14 protein-coding genes are annotated in these 15196 nt (G+C 50.1%); 8 read left to right on the top strand and 6 right to left on the bottom strand.

The window, feature by feature from the left end; translation table 11 throughout:
- Positions 1-342: 342 nt before the first annotated feature.
- Complete coding sequence (locus tag ACTOY7_RS02990; RefSeq protein ID WP_482672024.1) at positions 343-1365, top strand: hypothetical protein; 1023 nt, start codon at positions 343-345, stop codon at positions 1363-1365.
- A gap of 74 nt (positions 1366-1439) precedes the next feature.
- On the opposite strand, the gene ACTOY7_RS02985 is transcribed toward ACTOY7_RS02990, so the two are convergent.
- Positions 1440-1688 (bottom strand): hypothetical protein, encoded by a 249-nt coding sequence (locus ACTOY7_RS02985; protein WP_160281878.1) that lies wholly within the window; start codon positions 1686-1688, stop codon positions 1440-1442.
- A gap of 160 nt (positions 1689-1848) precedes the next feature.
- Between ACTOY7_RS02985 and sdaAB the strand changes: the two genes are divergently transcribed.
- From sdaAB to ACTOY7_RS02965, 4 genes are all read left to right on the top strand, one after another.
- Positions 1849-2526 carry an L-serine ammonia-lyase, iron-sulfur-dependent subunit beta gene (gene sdaAB / locus ACTOY7_RS02980; protein WP_160281879.1) on the top strand — a complete coding sequence of 226 codons (678 nt, stop codon included), beginning with the start codon at positions 1849-1851 and terminating at the stop codon, positions 2524-2526.
- A gap of 4 nt (positions 2527-2530) precedes the next feature.
- On the top strand, positions 2531-3409 hold the full coding sequence (gene sdaAA, locus ACTOY7_RS02975; protein ID WP_300884933.1) for an L-serine ammonia-lyase, iron-sulfur-dependent, subunit alpha: 879 nt from the start codon (positions 2531-2533) through the stop codon (positions 3407-3409).
- A gap of 849 nt (positions 3410-4258) precedes the next feature.
- On the top strand, positions 4259-4921 hold the full coding sequence (locus ACTOY7_RS02970) for a 3-isopropylmalate dehydrogenase (protein WP_482670698.1): 663 nt from the start codon (positions 4259-4261) through the stop codon (positions 4919-4921).
- Positions 4922-5014: 93 nt separating this feature from the next.
- Positions 5015-5308: a hypothetical protein gene (locus ACTOY7_RS02965; protein WP_394683422.1), complete on the top strand. Its 294-nt coding sequence runs from the start codon at positions 5015-5017 to the stop codon at positions 5306-5308.
- A gap of 78 nt (positions 5309-5386) precedes the next feature.
- On the opposite strand, the gene ACTOY7_RS02960 is transcribed toward ACTOY7_RS02965, so the two are convergent.
- Both ACTOY7_RS02960 and ACTOY7_RS02955 read right to left on the bottom strand, forming a co-directional pair.
- A complete protein-coding gene (locus ACTOY7_RS02960; protein ID WP_482670697.1) occupies positions 5387-6754 on the bottom strand; it encodes an MFS transporter in 1368 nt (455 codons plus the stop codon).
- Positions 6755-6928: 174 nt separating this feature from the next.
- Entirely contained in the window at positions 6929-10009 is a 3081-nt protein-coding gene (locus tag ACTOY7_RS02955) for a glycoside hydrolase family 2 TIM barrel-domain containing protein (RefSeq protein ID WP_482670696.1), read from the bottom strand.
- 205 nt (positions 10010-10214) lie between these two features.
- On the opposite strand from ACTOY7_RS02955, the gene ACTOY7_RS02950 reads away from it, so the two are divergent.
- Positions 10215-11072, top strand: coding sequence for a helix-turn-helix domain-containing protein (locus tag ACTOY7_RS02950; protein ID WP_482670695.1), 858 nt, complete (start codon positions 10215-10217; stop codon positions 11070-11072).
- A gap of 3 nt (positions 11073-11075) precedes the next feature.
- On the opposite strand, the gene ACTOY7_RS02945 is transcribed toward ACTOY7_RS02950, so the two are convergent.
- The 3 genes from ACTOY7_RS02945 to ACTOY7_RS02935 all read right to left on the bottom strand — a co-directional run bounded on the left by ACTOY7_RS02945 (position 11076) and on the right by ACTOY7_RS02935 (position 13669).
- The gene (locus tag ACTOY7_RS02945; RefSeq protein WP_482670694.1) at positions 11076-12293 is read right to left on the bottom strand and encodes an Nramp family divalent metal transporter; all 1218 of its coding nucleotides are present in this window, start codon (positions 12291-12293) and stop codon (positions 11076-11078) included.
- A gap of 72 nt (positions 12294-12365) precedes the next feature.
- Positions 12366-13340 (bottom strand): dihydrodipicolinate synthase family protein, encoded by a 975-nt coding sequence (locus ACTOY7_RS02940; RefSeq protein ID WP_482670693.1) that lies wholly within the window; start codon positions 13338-13340, stop codon positions 12366-12368.
- 128 nt (positions 13341-13468) lie between these two features.
- Entirely contained in the window at positions 13469-13669 is a 201-nt protein-coding gene (locus ACTOY7_RS02935; RefSeq protein WP_394683418.1) for a hypothetical protein, read from the bottom strand.
- Positions 13670-13726: 57 nt separating this feature from the next.
- On the opposite strand from ACTOY7_RS02935, the gene ACTOY7_RS02930 reads away from it, so the two are divergent.
- A complete protein-coding gene (locus tag ACTOY7_RS02930; protein ID WP_285825011.1) occupies positions 13727-14725 on the top strand; it encodes a LacI family DNA-binding transcriptional regulator in 999 nt (332 codons plus the stop codon).
- 16 nt (positions 14726-14741) lie between these two features.
- Entirely contained in the window at positions 14742-15056 is a 315-nt protein-coding gene (locus ACTOY7_RS02925) for a VOC family protein (protein WP_482670692.1), read from the top strand.
- Positions 15057-15196 lie beyond the last annotated feature (140 nt).

Raw genomic sequence — 15196 nt, 5'->3', positions numbered from 1 at the left:
TTGTTCTGTTCCACGAAACGGCGGCTTTGATTGCTATTTCAAAACCGCTTCTTGTTTCCTTTTCGCTTTAGCTTATTTCAAAGTTGTCCCCAAAATTGCCCTGCAATAATCTATTTTTATCTTGTGTTTCTCCGGACAAGTATGCTAGAATAGGAGAAAGCATATTTTCTAAAAGTTCCATTATTTCGGAATCTCGGATTCCGTTATATCTCAGACATATCAATACAAGGGATTTCATCCCCTGTCCTTTCAGAAAATTCGTGCTTTTATCCAGATAAGCAGGAGGTTTTCTGAAAAGGGAGCAGAAAATCTCCTGAAAAAAACTGAATAAGGAGGTTTTCTATGACGCAGAAGAAAAAAGAAACTGATGCCACTTACTGGCATCCTGCATTTTATGCCGGCATTCAAATTGAACTGGAAGACGACGCAGACAACCTGGTGTTTGAAAATGAGCATCAATTGGGCAAAAAACCGATGGAGATTGATGTGCTGATCATCAAAAAAGAGACGGACAGGCCCGTGAAGAAAAATATCGGAAGGATTTTTAAAAAGTATAATATCATCGAATACAAAAGTCCGGATGATTCTCTCAGTGTGGATGATTTTTACAAAGTCTATGGATATACGTGCTTTTACAAAGCAGATGCCCGGTATGTAAACAGCATTCACGCAGACGAATTGACTATTACCTTCGTAGCGGAAAAATATCCCCGAAAGATGATCGAGCATTTGAAAAAAATCAAAAAATATCGGGTCGAAGAAGAAGAAAAGGGAATTTATTATGTATATGGGGATCTGATTCCCATCCAGATCCTGATCACCAGAAAGTTATCCGCAGAGGAAAATCTCTGGCTGAAAAGTCTTACTAATAAGCTGAATGAAACTGATACAGCCGAGAAGCTGATCGAAAACTATATGGATCATAAAGAGAGCCGCCTGCATCGGTCGATAATAGAGACCATCATGCATGCGAATCAAAAATTATTTGAGGAGGTAAACGGTATGAGCGATATTATTATGAAAATTGTACAGGAGAAGTTTGATCGAAAGCTGAAGGAGGAATTAGACAAAGCTGTAGAGGAAGCTACAGAAAAAGCTATAGAGGAAGCTACAGAAAAAGCTATGGAAAAAGCTATGGAAAAAGCTACGGAAAAAGCTACGGAAAAAGCTGTAAAAGAAAAGCTAACCGAGCGAATTTCCCTGATCCAGAAAAAATGCGCCAGAAACAAATCGCTTTCCCGCATCGCCGATGATCTGGAGACGGATACAGAGGAAATACGTTCTCTCTATGAGGTCATTTCTAAAAATCCCGAAAAAACGGCAGAAGAAATCTATCAGATCGTTACCGGGAAAGTTCAGAAATAGTACAGAGTGTACAGCGCCCCGGATCTCCGATTGATCACAAAATACGCAAGGATTCTATTGTCATGAATAAAAAATCATCGTAAGACATCCAGATGAAACTCTTCAGCCAAGCGCTCTGGCGCAGCATTATTCACAAAGAACTTATTCGTCACTCTGGAATAGGGGCGTTCATAAAACAGGATATCCTCCTGTTTTTCTGACAAATAGTAGTTTTTATGAGCATTTTTGTATTCGTTATCCTCATATACTTCATCTTCCTCATTGCTGAAAACAAGACGCTCAAAAATATGCTCTGGTGTGTCCAACAGATCAATCGCCAGCACATCATTTATTTGATACTCCGAACAAAAAAATTTCTACCTGTCCTTCCCTATAACTAAAATCTTTGAATTTGATTTATTTCTGTTTTGTGGGTACAATAAAAATTACCATTCACCGTGAATTGTTACCAATGGAAATACTTTATGAAAAGAGGAAAACTTGATGGAATTTATCAGTATTTTTGACGTATTAGGGCCCAACATGGTAGGGCCTTCCAGTTCTCATACGGCAGGCGCCTGCTCCATCGCCCTTATGGCCAGGAAAATGCTGGGAGAGCCTGCCGCCCGGGCAGAATTTGTCCTGTATGGCTCTTTTGCCAGAACTTACAAGGGGCACGGCACGGATCGCGCGCTGCTGGCAGGCGTGATGGGATGTTCTACCGATGATGTCCGGATCCCCCGCGCTTATGAGCTGGCAAAGGAGCAAAATCTCACCTGGCGCTTTTCCTGCAATGAAACAGAGACCGAAGTTCATCCCAATACGGTAGACATTGATCTGACAGGCATTACCGGAAAGACTGTTTCCATGCGGGGCGAGTCCGTAGGAGGCGGAAAAATCCGGATCGCGCGGATCAATGAGATTGACGTTGATTTTTCCGGCGAGTGCAATACCCTGATCGTAGTCCACAAGGATCGGATCGGTATGGCGGCCCATATCACAAGCTGTTTAAGCCAGGCGGAAATCAACATTGCTTTTATGAGGCTGTTCCGTGAGTCAAAGGGGGACAAGGCATACAGTATTGTGGAATTTGACGGAAAGCTTCCGGAGCACACAAAGGAAAAAATCCTGCTGGAGCAGGATGTAGAGCATGTCATGCTGATTCAGATAAGGGAGGGATAAAATGATGGATTTTAAAAATGCGGCAGAGCTGCTTTCGATTTGCGAAACGAACCGGATTCCTGTGTCTGAGGCCATGAAAAACCGCGAACGCCTTTTGACGGAGGTTACAGACCAGGAACTTACCAGTCGGATGAACCGGGTACTTGAGATCATGAAGCAGGCAGTCAACGAGCCTCTTGAGAATCCCCGTCCTTCTATGGGCAGGCTGATCGGCGGTGAAGCCAGGCTGGTGAACCGCCGGCGGAAGGAGGGAAATTCCCTCTGCGGCAGCCTGGTGTCCGGGGCCATTGCCTACGCCATGGCAGTGCTGGAAGTGAACAGCTCCATGGGGCTGATCGTGGCCGCGCCCACCGCAGGCTCCTCAGGTGTGGTGCCCGGCGTCCTGCTGTCATTAAAGGATGCGCACGGTTTCTCTGACGAAGAGCTCCTTCCCCCGCTGTACAATGCCAGCGCCATCGGCTATCTGGCCATGAGAAATGCTACCGTCGCCGGAGCGGTAGGAGGCTGCCAGGCCGAGGTGGGCGTGGCCTCTGCCATGGCTGCTTCCGCAGCGGTAGAACTCATGGGCGGCAGCCCACGGCAGTGTCTGGAAAGCGCATCCACCGCGCTGATGAATCTCCTGGGGCTGGTCTGTGATCCGGTAGGCGGCCTGGTGGAATACCCCTGCCAGAACCGGAATGCCATCGGCGCAGCCAATGCGCTGACCGCGGCAGAACTGGCATTGAGCGGAGTCAGACAGTTGATTCCTTTTGACGAAATGCTGGGCGCCATGTACAGCGCCGGCAGACGGCTTCCCCCTGAATACCGTGAAACCGCCCTGGGAGGCTGTGCGGCGGCTCCTTCTGCCTGTGCGGCAGCTGGGAAATGCCATTTGCATAGTTGAAATAGCTTTTATTTCCTTGATGCAGCGAGCCAAGCAGCCATGCTTGCATGGATATTTGGCAACTGCCGCAAGGGTCAGAGGCCCCGCAGCTTGCCGCGGGGTCTTTGACTGATCGAGCGGACATGCCTCCTATGGAGGATGTCCCTCAAAGAATCCGCCTATTAGATTTCTTATGGCAGGAGGCCGGATTCCGCTCTCAGCACTGTACTGGCCTGTGACCGTGCAGCAGGTAGCCGCACTTACTGTTCACGGTGCCTTGCGCCATGCTGCAAGGCATCCGGCCGGAAAATAGCGGTTGCATACATCCAGCCCGTCTACACTCCGTTCCGATCCGTCCTAAACAAGCGTCGCTGGCGCTTAGGACCGCCGTCAGGCGACTTTTCAATGGGCTGGATGCCGTTGCTGTGAACGCCCGGTCAGGGTGTAAACAGTAACGGTGTAGTTACATGTCACACCCCGACCAATCACCACGCTGATTGGTTGGGAGGATGCACATAAGAGCTGGTATTCAGGCCGTCCATTGCCGTAGGCAATTTAAAATGACGGCCTGAGTTACAGGGCACGCCTGGTCAAGGTGTGACCTGTAACACGGTGTACGCCGCGTGTTCAGCAATAATCTATTTTTATCTTGTGTTTCTCCGGACAAGTATGCTAGAATAGGAAAAAGCATATTTTCTAAAAGTTCCATTATTTCGGAATCTCGGATTCCGTTATATCTCAGACATATCAATACAAGGGATTTCATCCCCTGTCCTTTCAGAAAATTCGTGCTTTTATCCAGATAAGCAGGAGGTTTTCTGAAAAGGGAGCAGAAAATCTCCTGAAAAAAACTGAATAAGGAGGTTTTCTATGACGCAGAAGAAAAAAGAAACTGATGCCACTTACTGGCATCCTGCATTTTATGCCGGCATTCAAATTGAACTGGAAGACGACGCAGACAACCTGGTGTTTGAAAATGAGCATCAATTGGGCAAAAAACCGATGGAGATTGATGTGCTGATCATCAAAAAAGAGACGGACAGGCCCGTAAAGAAGAACATCGGGAGGATATTCAAAAAATACAACATCATTGAATACAAAAGTCCGGATGATTCTCTAAGTGTAGATGATTTTTACAAAGTCTACGGATACACTTGCTTTTATAAAGCAGATGTGCAGTATGCAGACAGCATTCCTGCCGAAGAACTGAGCATCACCTTCGTATCGGGAAAATATCCCCGGAAGATGATAAAACATTTGACGAAAATCAAAAAGTATCAGGTCACGGAGGTGGAAAAAGGAATCTACTATGTGAACGGAGATCTCATCCCCATCCAGATCCTGGTCACAAAAAACTTATCCGGGGAAGAAAATCTCTGGCTGAAAAGCCTGACAAATAAGCTGAAAGCAACTGAAACAGCCGAAAAACTGGTTGAAAACTATATGGATCATAAGGACAGCCGCCTGCATCGGTCGGTCATAGAAACGATCATGCGTGCAAATCAGAAAATTTTCCACCTGTACGGTTGCTAATCCAAAGTCACATTTTCATTGCAATAAATTGCATAAAAACGTGACTTCGGATTGCAACCGTACAGGTGGAAAATATTCAGGGAGGTAAATGGTATGAGCGATATTTTCATGGAAATCGTACAGGAAAAATTTGACCGTAAGCTTAAGGAAGAAGTGGAGAAGGCGACCGAAAAAGCTGTGAAAGAGGCAACCGAAGAAAATACGGTAAAAACAAAACTAACCGAACGCATTTCTCTAATCCAGAAAAAATGCGCCAAAAACAAACCCCTCTCTGTCATCGCGGATGAGCTGGAGGCAGATACGGATGAGATCCTTTCCCTCTATGACATCATTTCCAAAAACCCGGATAAAACAACCGACGAGATCTATCAGATGGTTGCCGGTTAAAAATAGAATGGGGTATGCCCGCCGCAGGACATACCCCGTTTCTTTTTCTGCCTGTTTCGCAGCAGTCTCCGGTGGATTTTAAAAAGTCTCTTTTTCTTCTCGAAGCTTTTCGTTGGCTCCTTCCACGTTCATCCAGGATAGCACCAGCATGATCACCACATTGATGATCAGCGGAATCCACAGGTACATGATATGCAGCATATTGATGCAGGATTCCGGCTGTACCGCCAGGGTGCCGTCAAATCTGCTGAGCTCCAGCAGCCAGCCTGCTGCCGCCGTTCCCAGGCCGCCGCCCAGCTTTACGCCGAGGGAGGTGCAGGAGTACATGGTTCCGTCCACTCTTTTTCCTTTCGTTAAAAAGGTATACTCTGAGCAGGATGCGATCACCGCGTTCATGTCCCCCTGCCAGGGCCCCTGTCCCAGCGCAGCCAGCGCGGTAAATGCCAGCATCAGCGGGACGCTCCCGATATACCCGGCCGCGACTACAAGCGCCCGGCCTGCGACTGCGATCATATAGCCCCTCAGGTTCAGCTTGTACATCCCTTTCCACCTGCCCACAAGCGCGGGTGTGAAAATCAGCGCGATGATCAGCGGGATATTGGCCGCCCAGGAAAACACACCGTAGAGGTTTTCATTTTTCAGCACATAGGTCATATAATAGATTCCGGAATTGATCATCGCCGCGTATAACTGCTGCAGGATATAGACGCCGCAGATCATCAGATAGTATTTGTTGGAAACCAGGAGCCGGAACGCCTCTCCCAGCCCGTACTTCTCTTCCTCGCTCTGTTTCTCCTCCCACTCGTTGAGTTCCTCCTCGGGAAGCTCTTTCACAGAAAATACCGACACCGTATTGACGATCAGGCCGAGCACCGCATAGACAATGGCAACTGTCCGCCAGGCCGCCGCGCCGCCGCCGCATTTCGCTACAAAGCCGATGGTGACGGACTGGATCAGCAGACTGGTAGCAAACGCGAAAATGAATCTATAGGAACCCATCTGAACCCGCTCCTTGCTGTTTTTCGTCACCAGTGACGTCAGCGCGGAATAGGCGATGTTATTTGCCGTGTAAAATACGCCGTTTAACAGGGTATAGGCAATGAAAAACCAGGCATACTGCGCTGTGTCCCCCCAGCCCGTGGGAACCGCAAAGATCGCCGCCAGAGTAACGGCACAGCCGATGTAGCCGTACAGCATCCAGGGCCGTGCCTTCCCCAGCCTGCTGTGGGTCTTGTCAATCATGGAGCCGAAGAAAATATCCGTAAATCCGTCAAATAATTTGGAAGCCGCGATCAAAGTTCCTACGATCCCCGCCGACAGGCCGATCGTATTGGTCAGATAAATCATAACAAATGAGGACAAAAACGCATAGACCACATTGCCTGCAATATCTCCGGAACCATAACCAATCTTATTGTACCATTTCAAATATGTTTTTTCCTGCATGTGTACTCTCCTTTTTTGTAATCGGGTGCCGCCCCGTTACTGTTCAAACCCTGGCCGGGTGCTCACAGTAACGGCATCCAGCCCCATCACTGAATTGGCCGGATGCCGCGCAGCGAGTGCACGACACCGTGTGACCAGTAACGTGTCCGCCCCTTCCCTGCTGTTTCAACTTGTTTACGGTTCCTTCACATACGGCACCAGGCTGAACTGGAACCGGAACCTTGTCTCATCAAACCGGTATTTTTCCATGACCTCCGGGCCGCAGCTATTGGAGCCGATCCCGTTTAACGCATAATCCAGACACAATACGGTACTGCCCGACCTTTCCAGCTCAAAATTGTGGGCCTTTTTTTCCAATTCTTCCTGCGTATAGACGGACGCGTTGAAGGAAAATCTGCAGTCCGGGGCCGAAATCGCAGCAAACCCGGCCTGGTTTCCGCTGACCTCCACATAATCGCAGTCAAAATGGCTCCCGTTTTCCTGGGGACGGATGTAGTCCTCATGCAGCTCTGCCACATTTGCAGTATATCGGCCGTGGCTGGCTGCACGGTGCTTATCGCGGTAGCTTTCCATGGGGCCGTATCCATAATATGAAACGGTGTCCATCCGCTCCGGCAAGAAGAGCCGCAGACCAAATCTGGGCAGCACCGGAAATTCTCCATTTTTTACTGCGTCCATCGACCCGTGAATACCGCCGTTTTTGTCCACGGTCCAGAACCCCTTGATATCCAGAATACGCTGGACAGTGGGCGCTGAAACGGACATGGCGGTCAGGATTACGACCTCGTTCTCGGACTGTCCGGCAGCCGTGGCATAGGCTCTGGCAAACGCTTCGTGGTAATGCGCTTTTTTCCACTCCTCCTTGATATACATGTCGTTGTCTGTGGGCGCCCTCCAGATATTGAGCTCCATCGGCCTGTCCAGATATTCCGTTCCCCTGTAAATGATACTCTCAAAGAGACCGTTCCTCTTATTATAGGTATAGACAAATCCCTCCCCCCGGATGATGACTCTGCAGTCCGTCTCCGCCACCTCCAGACCGCAGCCGGAGGTTTCCCCGCTGAGCGGACGCCTGAGCGCGTCCTGGTTTCTTCCGTCCGCGTTTTCCAGAAGGATTTCATCAAATCCCAGCAGATGGCCTGCCGGAACCAGGGGCGATCCGCCGCGGAGCAGGTAGAGGATTTTCAGATACGCCCTCCCCGCCTCGGGGACGGATACATCCAGCACAACCGACGCCTCGCCGTGAGGCGGCACGGAACATGCGGGAATGCTGCCCGATTCCACACAAACGCCGTCGCAGGCCACCTCATAACGGATGTCCGCATAATCCTTCAAATCCGTGAAATCCAGGTAGTTGTGCAGCTTCAATTCCCCGGTCCGGGCATCATAGGAAACCACCCTCGCCGGACGGTGTATGTTTTTATATTCCAGCAGCCCGGTGTGAGGAGTGCGGTTCGGATACACCAGCCCGTCCATGCAGAAATTTCCGTCGTGGATCTTCTCTCCGTGATCCCCGCCGTAGAGATATCTTTCGCCGTCCCCGTCTCCGTCTCCGGCATACACCGCATGGTCGCACCACTCCCACACGAAACCGCCGCACATCCGGTCATTGCTGTGGATGACCTGGAAATAATCCTCCAGGTCTCCGGGGCCGTTTCCCATGGAATGGGCATATTCCACCAGCAAAAACGGTTTGCTCCCGTCTTTTTCAAAGTACTCCTCGATTTCCTCGAAGGCGGGATACATTCTGCTGTACAAGTCAAGATTTGAGTAGTCATAAGTCACATCATAGTTTCGGTATCTCGCACTTTCATACTGGGTGATCCTGTCCGGGTCAAATTTCTTCGTCCACCGGAGGGCCTTTTCAAAATTACATCCGTAGGCGCTCTCATTTCCCATGGACCACATCAGGATACTGGGGCGGTTCTTGTCCCGCTGAACCATAAGCCGCACCCGGTCCAGAATGGAATCCTCCCAGGCCGGATCGTCCGCAATCCTCCGGTTCCACCCCTTGAAGCGGTTGTAATCCGTATCCTCTTTGTAATAGATCATATTGGGGCCGTGGGCTTCCACGTCTGCTTCATTCATAACCATGAAGCCATACAGATCGCACAACTCATAAAAATAAGGCGCGTTTGGATAATGGCTGGAGCGAATGGCATTGAAGTTGTGCCGCTTCATCATCGTAAGGTCTTTCATCACCTGTTCCGGACTGATGGCAAAGCCAGTCTTCGGATCGGAATCATGGCGGTTCACACCATGGAATTTGACCTTCTGCCCGTTCAGGTATATGACCTGATCCTGAATCCGGATGGTTCGAAACCCCACATGATCCGTGATCACTTCCTGTCCCGTCTCAATGACAAGCGTATATAAAACCGGGTGTTCCGCACTCCACAGCTCCGGTTCTGAAACTTCCAGAGAAATGCGGCCGGATTCGGCTTCACCGGACGCCGCAATCCGATTTTGGGGATCATAGATCGTCACCTTCGCAGCCGCCGGTTTTCCGATATAAGAAATATGTAAGCGGATCTCCGCCCTGTTTCCGCGAAGCCGCGGGCCAGATTCTTTTTCCCCATCCACAGCCGTTTCCACCCGGTAATCACCGATGCAGTGTTCCGGACGTTTCAGCAGATACACGTCCCGGAAAATCCCGCTCATACGGAATTTGTCCTGATCCTCCAGATAGCTGCCGTCACACCATTTCAAGACCAGCACCGCAATGGTGTTTTCCCCTTCTTTCAGGGCAGATGTGACATCAAATTCACTGGTCGCATGGGACACCTGGCTGTACCCGATCCATGTGCCGTTCAGCCACAGGTAAAAACAGGAATCCACCCCTTCAAAATTGAGATACGCCTTCGGCGCCTGCCCGTTCTTTACATAGTCAAACGTATGCACATATGCGCCGCACGGGTTATCCTGGGGAACAAAGGGCGGGTCAAAGGGAAACGGATAACGGATATTGGTGTACTGGTGGGAGTCATACCCGGCCATCTGCCACACGCCGGGGACGCTGATCTCCCCAAAATCAGACGTATCATAGCCCGGCTCGTAAAACGGCTCCTGTACGTCATAGATGCTCTGAAAGAATCTGAACTTCCAGTTCCCGTTCAGGAACTGGATGCGGTCGGATTCCTCCCTGTGTTCCGCCAGATGATCCATCCGCTTCGATGCCGGGATGTAATATGCCCTGGCCGGCATAGTCCCCTCATGCAAAATGCTGAGGTCTTCATAATACCTTGGTACGATCATGTTTGCAGCCTCCTGTTCTGAATTGCGTTTAAACATACACTTTTTTGTTCTCTCTCCTGCTGCCCCGAACGAGGCAGATTTCCTTTTTCTCTTTATTTTCTGGATTTATTATATGAATTTTCCATTTCAAAATCCATAAACTCAATTAGACAAAACATACACAAAATGATACAATGGATGTAATTCATAAAACAGGAGGCCGCACATGTATCTGAACTCGGGATATTTAAACAATACGCATCTGGATTTTAAAGACAAGAGCCGGCCGCTGATCGTCGGAAGCTGCGGGACTTACCGCCTTTCCACCCATCCCAGGCTGCCCACCTACCGCCCCCGGGGACGGCTGGATTTTCAGCTCCTCTATGTCTTTGCCGGAGCCGTGCATTTCCATTTTGACCATGCAGAAAATGAAACCGTTGTGACTGCCGGGAACATGGTGATCTACCGACCGAAAGAATTTCAGAAATATGAATATTATGCGGCTGACCGAACTCAGGTGTATTGGGTTCATTTCACCGGAAGCAACGTGACCAACATCCTGAGAAGCTACGGCATCCGGGATGACATGCGGGTATTCTATGCCGGGACATCCCTGGAATATGAACGGATCTTCAAACGGATGATCTCTGAGCTCCAGCACTGCCGGGCCGACTATGAAGAAATGCTGACGCTCCTGCTCCGCCACCTCCTGATCCTGATCCACAGGCAGGTGTCAAAGCAGCGCGTCCTGAAAAATGAATATCTGGAATACGAGATGGACCTGGCGGCCCAATATTTCAACGACCACTACAATTCCGCCATCAGCATCCAGGAATATGCCAGATCCCGGGGGATGAGCATAAGCTGGTTCATCCGGAATTTTAAAGGATACACCGGAGTCACGCCCATGCAGTATATCCTATCCATCCGCATCACAAACGCGCAGGTTCTGCTGGAGTCCACCACCTATACGGTGACGGAGATCGGGCGTATCGTAGGATATGAAAATCCGCTGTATTTCAGCAGGATCTTCCATAAGCAGAAGGGATTCTCACCTTCGGAGTATCGAAAAAACAGCTCCTAACTGTCAGCCATTGTTACTGTTCACACCCTTTGGGCGCTTCAGTAACAGTATCCAGCCCAATAGACTTCCCCGCAGCAAGCTGCGGGAAAGCAGACCCGCTGCCGGTGTTGCAATGGATGTTGCGATATTGGCGATAAAGATCAGCTGTGTAGGCGATCCGTCATAGATAAAACAGATCACACACGCGAACGCCAGGCTGGCCACACATCCCCAGCGGATGATCTTGGACTCCAGTGCCACGTCCTTATCAAATCCTGCGCTCAAAAGCACCATTCCCCGCTGGGTATTTCCAAGCAGTGACGAAAATCCGGCGCCCAGAAGCGCAATCCCCATCACATACTTTGCCGCCCCTCCGAGAAACGGAACCAGCAGCTCGGCAAGCTGTGCCGGCGCCTGGATCGCAATTCCCTGGGGATTGAGAACGATTGCTCCGACCAGCATGATCGCGCCGGAGATCAGGATCACAGTCACAATATGCGCCACTGCGTCCCATTTCATTGCCCCATTAAACAAATCCTCTTTTTTCCATTTTTTCTCTGCGCCAAGATAGGTTCCGTAGATTCCGGCCGTAACCGCCGCGTTGGTGCTGATATAGGCAAGCGCAGTCGTCATGCTGCCCTCAGGCAGACTCCACTTGACAAGCCCCTTGCCCATTTCGCCCCAGGCCGGGCCTCCTGTCGCTACAAGCGTCGCATAAAATGCCAGGATCATGCCGACGATACAGATCATGATGCCTTTTTCCACCTTTGAGTAGACGCCCTTTGAAAAATAAAGCCCCAGGAGAACCGCAAGCATGATCAGGGCACCCAGCTTCCAGTTGATGCCGAAGATCAGGTTCATGCCCGCTCCGGTTCCGGATACATTTCCCAGGGTAAAAAACAGGCATGACAGGAACAGCGCAATTCCGCAGAACCCGGCCGCAGCTCCGCCGTAATAGTGGCGGATGGCATGCAGGATCGGCATTCCCGTCAGCATAGATATACGATAGGAAGTCAGCATAAATGTAACTCCCATCAGCAGGATCGGTATGATCAGCCAAAGCAGGCCGTAACCATAATTCGCGCCGATCATCGCCGATGTGGTAATATTTCCCGGGCCGATCACGACGCCTGTCAGGATGATCCCCGGGCCGATCCGCTTCAGGATCTCGGTGAATGACAGCTTCTGAACCTTGGAAGGATCGAATCCGTCGTTTCCCGCAATGTGATTTTCATTAGACATTGTTTTTTCTCCTTAAAACCGGTGTACCGACCGAATCATAGTCAATACACCGGCATAATTCAAGCTCTTATCTTATTTCTCAAACTGCGTCATGTCAACCTTGGGAAGCTCGCTGTTCTTTAAGCCCATTGCGATCCAGTCCTTTTCCTCCTGGTTCAGCGGAAGAACCGGCTTTCTCATCAGGCTGGACTTGAAGATTCCTCTCTGTACCAGCGCTTCCTTCAGCCTTGCGTGAGCTTCGCCTGACGGCTGTCCGCCTCCGTAGATTGCCTGTGAAATGTGATAAATACGGTCGGACCAGTCCTGCGCCTCTTTCAGAGTGTGCTTGTCCGGATTTGCAAATACTTCCCGTGCCGGGCAGATCAGCTCCGGAACACATCCTGCAAAACCGATCAGCGCGCCGTCCATTCCCGGGAACCAGCTTACACAGAGCGTCTCATCGTGGCAGGTGATCAGGGAGATGTCCGGACATTCCTGACGGAGCAGGCGTACGTCGTGCTCGTAAATGGAAGTCACACGGGTACCCATTTTGATACATTTTACATGGTCGATCTCTTTGCACATTTTGATCAATGTCTCTACCGGGTAAAACGCCTTGCTTGTCGCCGGATACAGGTGGATGATGATGTCAATGTCAGCGCCCTCCGCTACATCCTTTACATATTCATAGGGAGCATCCTTGTGCATACCGAAACGAAGCCACATGTGGGGCGGCATCAGAAGAATCCCGTCAGCGCCGGCTTCCTTTGCTTCCTTTGCCATCTCGATGCTTTCAATTGTATTTTCACAGTTGATTCCGGAAATGATGGTCATGCAGTCGCCGCACACCTCGGAGCAGATCTCAACGACACGTTTGCGTTCCTCACGGCTCAAGCCTGTGATCTCACCTGTATGCCCGTTGCACACAAGTCCCTCAATCCCTTTTCCATAAAAGCTCTTGATCCAGCGGAGGTATGTACGAAATTCTTCTTCATTGATAGAATAATCATCATTTAACGGTACGGATACTGCCGGGAAAATTGTCTTGAAATTTTTTACTTTAGCCATGATAGTTCTCCTTTTCTTCACATTGATCATTTTTGTTTTTTTCCAGGTTACCAGTTTCAAAAAAACATCTGCGCATCTGTTTTTCTTTACGACATCCAAACGTCTGTATATCTTATGGGTCATTTATATCATGTTCCTTTTTGACCGTCAATGCTTTTGCCCATGCCTGCAAATTGTTGCATGAATCCTACAAAAAATTGCATATTTTGTGTATTTTCCACTGTTTTAAGCTTTGTTTTTTGTGCACTTTTCACCAGATTAATCCTTGCGTCCCGCTGGTTTTTCATTATATAATTGACGCGATTATTTACAGCTGATAAAATGAGCATTCTCACAGATCCGGATGCAAAGAGTTCCCGGGAGTGCTCACAATATGGAGGTGTCAAATGGCTACTTTAAAGGACGTAGCAAAGCTGGCCTGTGTCGATGTCAGCACCGTATCTAGGGCTTTGAACAACACATCTTATGTACATCCTGACACCAAGGCCCGCATTTTTGCCGCCGTGAAAGAGCTGAGCTATCAGCCCAATCTTCTCGCCAAAGGCCTGCGCCAGGGGAAACGCAATACCATCGGTGTTGTGATACCGCGCCTGATCATGACCGTTTTTGCGGAGATCACCCAGGGGATCGAGGAGGAAGCCCGGAAGCATGGCTACGCAACGCTGATCTGCCACACGGAGGACAACCCGAAGGTGGAAAAGGAATGCCTGAACCGGCTGAGAAATGGTTTTATCGACGGGCTGATCATCGCCGGAACCGGGCGCAATACCCGCCTGGTGCGCGACATCCATTCCAGCGGCCTGGCCTGCACCCAGATCGTCCGGAAGCAGGACCCTCTGATCAGCAGCATCGTCGTGGACTACAAGGCATGCGGTTATGAAGCGGTGAAGTATCTGGCGTCCAAGGGCTGCCGGGAGATCGGGCTGATCAACGGCTCCATGCAGATCACCCCCTATCGGGACCGTTATGAAGGATACCGCAAAGCGCTGGCTGAGCTCGGCCTTTCTGAAACCTCGGCTGTCTCCCCTCAGCCCGCAAGTGTACACAGTCTGGAATACGGCTATGACTGCACCCTGGAGCTGCTGGGAACCAATCCGAAGCTGGACGCCATCATGGCCGCCGCCGATGTGCAGGGGATCGGAGCGCTCCGCGCGCTCAAGGAACAAGGACGGCGCCTGGAGCAGATCCGTGTCATCAGCCTGACCGGACACATCATAGGAGGAATGCTGGAAACCGCCATGACCTCCATGGAAATGCCCGCCCACGAGATCGGAGTGAAGGCTGCGCTTATGACGATCGAAGAGATCGATTCCCCCGAAGAGCATAAGTCCGGCCCCCGGCACCTGGTTTATCAGTCTTCGCTTGTGGAGAGGGAAAGTACTTAGAAAAGGAGAGATTTTTATGAAGTATACGCTGCATCACATCGCACTGTCTGTAGACCGACTAGATTGGTATCTGGATTTTTTTACAAAGGTTTTTGAAATGACCATCCAAAAGACGGCCGGAGACGCTCCGGAGCGGAAGATCTGGTTCCATGAAGGAGTTCAGCTCAATGAAGCCGCAAAGAAGCCCGCCGCAGGGACATTATATGACCATCTGGCGATTTCCGCAAAGGAGAAGGAAACGGTGATCGCCCGCGCGGAGGAATTCGGCTGCCGCCGGATTAAGGAGAACTGGATCAGCCTGCCGGATGGGGTGACGATTGAGCTGATTTAGGAACCGCCGGGCAGAAGTTTTGCCTGGACGATACAGGCTGTAAGAAGTAGTAGAAAATAACTGATGCGGATTACGCAGGATATTTCTTCGGATGTCCCAGTTATTTTTCTACAACTTCTAAAAAATAGCTTTTCTCAATA

The sequence above is a fragment of the Schaedlerella sp. genome (assembly GCF_056796775.1).
The sequence above is the reverse complement of the archived record's forward strand: the minus strand, read 5'-3'. Positions and strand labels throughout refer to the sequence as shown.

What these genes read in the sequence shown, in the direction of transcription:
- ACTOY7_RS02990 (WP_482672024.1), top strand. Translation starts at nt 343, where the DNA reads ATGACGCAGAAGAAAAAAGAAACTGATGCCACTTACTGGCATCCTGCA.
- sdaAB (WP_160281879.1), top strand. Translation starts at nt 1,849, where the DNA reads ATGGAATTTATCAGTATTTTTGACGTATTAGGGCCCAACATGGTAGGG.
- sdaAA (WP_300884933.1), top strand. Translation starts at nt 2,531, where the DNA reads ATGGATTTTAAAAATGCGGCAGAGCTGCTTTCGATTTGCGAAACGAAC.
- ACTOY7_RS02970 (WP_482670698.1), top strand. Translation starts at nt 4,259, where the DNA reads ATGACGCAGAAGAAAAAAGAAACTGATGCCACTTACTGGCATCCTGCA.
- ACTOY7_RS02965 (WP_394683422.1), top strand. Translation starts at nt 5,015, where the DNA reads ATGAGCGATATTTTCATGGAAATCGTACAGGAAAAATTTGACCGTAAG.
- ACTOY7_RS02960 (WP_482670697.1), bottom strand. Translation starts at nt 6,754, where the DNA reads ATGCAGGAAAAAACATATTTGAAATGGTACAATAAGATTGGTTATGGT.
- ACTOY7_RS02955 (WP_482670696.1), bottom strand. Translation starts at nt 10,009, where the DNA reads ATGATCGTACCAAGGTATTATGAAGACCTCAGCATTTTGCATGAGGGG.
- ACTOY7_RS02950 (WP_482670695.1), top strand. Translation starts at nt 10,215, where the DNA reads ATGTATCTGAACTCGGGATATTTAAACAATACGCATCTGGATTTTAAA.
- ACTOY7_RS02945 (WP_482670694.1), bottom strand. Translation starts at nt 12,293, where the DNA reads ATGTCTAATGAAAATCACATTGCGGGAAACGACGGATTCGATCCTTCC.
- ACTOY7_RS02940 (WP_482670693.1), bottom strand. Translation starts at nt 13,340, where the DNA reads ATGGCTAAAGTAAAAAATTTCAAGACAATTTTCCCGGCAGTATCCGTA.
- ACTOY7_RS02935 (WP_394683418.1), bottom strand. Translation starts at nt 13,669, where the DNA reads ATGCTCATTTTATCAGCTGTAAATAATCGCGTCAATTATATAATGAAA.
- ACTOY7_RS02930 (WP_285825011.1), top strand. Translation starts at nt 13,727, where the DNA reads ATGGCTACTTTAAAGGACGTAGCAAAGCTGGCCTGTGTCGATGTCAGC.
- ACTOY7_RS02925 (WP_482670692.1), top strand. Translation starts at nt 14,742, where the DNA reads ATGAAGTATACGCTGCATCACATCGCACTGTCTGTAGACCGACTAGAT.